This window comes from Pseudomonas sp. HMWF006, assembly GCF_003061205.1.
GTDB lineage: Bacteria > Pseudomonadota > Gammaproteobacteria > Pseudomonadales > Pseudomonadaceae > Aquipseudomonas > Aquipseudomonas monsensis.
This window is the reverse complement of record NZ_QAIU01000648.1, coordinates 21,083-23,066: the sequence shown is the minus strand read 5'-3', so window position 1 is coordinate 23,066 and position 1,984 is coordinate 21,083. Positions and strand designations below refer to the sequence as shown.

The 1,984-nt window shown below is 62.4% G+C and carries 2 protein-coding genes and 1 pseudogene; all 3 read left to right on the top strand.

Translation table 11 applies throughout. The features are described from left to right. Positions 1–640, top strand: a pseudogene (locus tag DBR24_RS34495) (fumarylacetoacetate hydrolase family protein); the annotation flags it as partial. Positions 641–652: 12 nt separating this feature from the next. Then, positions 653–1,288, top strand: a complete 636-nt coding sequence (maiA, locus tag DBR24_RS29980; RefSeq protein ID WP_128616500.1) for a maleylacetoacetate isomerase — start codon at positions 653–655, stop codon at positions 1,286–1,288. 71 nt (positions 1,289–1,359) lie between these two features. Then, positions 1,360–1,984, top strand: a 625-nt coding sequence (locus DBR24_RS34490; RefSeq protein ID WP_256591993.1) for an MFS transporter, incomplete at its 3' end; no start/stop codon positions are given.

The following is a 1,984-nucleotide window of genomic DNA, read 5'->3' as shown; positions in this document are numbered from 1 at the left end:
GATTGCCATTGGCGACGCGGCCGAGCACATCGCCGGGTTCTGCCTGCTGAACGATTGGTCCGCCCGTGACATCCAGGCCTGGGAATACCAGCCGCTGGGTCCGTTCCTGTCGAAGAGTTTCATCACCAGCGTCTCGCCGTGGGTCGTCACCGCCGAAGCGCTGGCGCCGTTCCGCACGCCACAACCGGCGCGTCCGTTAGGTGACCCGCAACCTCTGCCGTACTTGCTCGACAACCGCGATCAGGCGGGCGGTGCGTTCGACATCGAACTGGAAGTGCTGTTGCTCACCGAAAAAATGCGCGAACAGAATCTGCCGGCCCATCGCCTGACCCTGAGCAACACCCGCTACATGTACTGGACCGTGGCGCAAATGGTCGCGCACCACAGCGTCAACGGTTGCCAGTTGCAGGCCGGTGACCTGTTCGGTTCGGGCACCTTGTCCGGTCCTGAAAACGGTCAGTTCGGCAGCTTGCTGGAAATCACCGAGGGCGGCAAAAAGCCGATCGAACTGGCCTCCGGCGAAGTGCGCAAATTCCTTGAGGACGGCGACGAAATCATCCTGCGCGCCCGTTGCGCCCGTGACGGTTTCGCCTCCATCGGTTTCGGCGAATGCCGCGGCACCGTGCTGGCGGCGCGCTGACAGGAGCGATTGATGGATCTCTATACCTATTACCGTTCGACCTCGTCGTACCGGGTGCGCATCGCGCTGGCACTGAAGGGCCTCGACTATCAGGCATTGCCGGTCAACCTGATCGCGCCGTCGGGTGGCGAGCATCGGCAAGCGGCGTATCTGGCGATCAACCCACAGGGCCGGGTGCCGGCCTTGCGTACCGACGAGGGGGAGTTGCTGATCCAGTCGCCGGCGATCATCGAGTATCTGGAAGAACGTTATCCACAACCGCCGCTGTTGCCGGCCGACCTCGCCGCTCGCGCGCATGTGCGTGGCGTTGCGGCGGTGATCGGTTGCGATGTGCATCCACTGCACAATGTCAGCGTGCTCAACCGTCTGCGCCAATCGGGGTACGACGAACCACAAGTGGTGGAGTGGATCAGTCACTGGATCAGCCAGGGGCTGGCGACAGTGGAACAGTTGATTGGCGACAGCGGTTTCTGTTTCGGCGAGTGGCCGTGCGTGGCGGATGTGTACCTGATTCCGCAGTTGTATGCGGCCGAGCGGTTCAACGTCAGCCTGGACGACTATCCAAAAATCCGCCGTGTTGCCGCACTGGCTGCTGAACATCCGGCGTTCATCAAGGCGCATCCGGCCAACCAGCCAGATACCCCGTAGAGCTTCACGCCATGCCAATGTGGGGATTCGGCGACGCCTGAAAATCATAAAAACAACACAGGTACTTTGCGATGCACAACCAGATTGCCAGCTTCCGGGCGGCGCTCGACGCCCGTCCGGTGTCCCGTTATCAGTGGTTGCTCTTGATCTTGCTCGCCTTGTTGCTGGTCACCGACGGCTACGACGCCCAGGTGCTCGGTTACGTCGTGCCCGCACTGGCTCAGGACTGGGGCCTGGAGAAAGCCGCGTTCGGGCCTGTTTTCAGCGCCAACCTGCTGGGCCTGACTATCGGTTCGCTTGCCGTTACCCCCCTGGCGGACCGTTTCGGTGTGCGGCGGATTCTGCTCGCCTGCGTGCTGATCTACGCCAGCCTGACAGTGCTGATGGTGTTCGCCGATTCCCTCAATACGCTGATGATCGCGCGCTTCATTTGCGGTGTCGGCATGGGCGGGGCGATGCCGAGTGCGATGGCGCTGATGTCGGAATACTCGCCACCACGCCTGCGTACGTTGATGGTGACGCTGGCCGCGTGCGGGTTCTCGTTCGGTGGTGCGGCGGGTGGTTTCGTCGCGGCGGGTTTCATTGACCAGTTTGGCTGGCAAGCGGTGTTCCTCGCCGGTGGCGTCACGCCATTGCTGCTGTTTCCGTTTCTCTGGTGGATGCTGCCGGAATCCCTGCCACGGCTGTTGCGCGACG

Coding starts and splice junctions, on each gene's coding strand:
- maiA (WP_128616500.1), top strand. CDS start 653: ATGGATCTCTATACCTATTACCGTTCGACCTCGTCGTACCGGGTGCGC.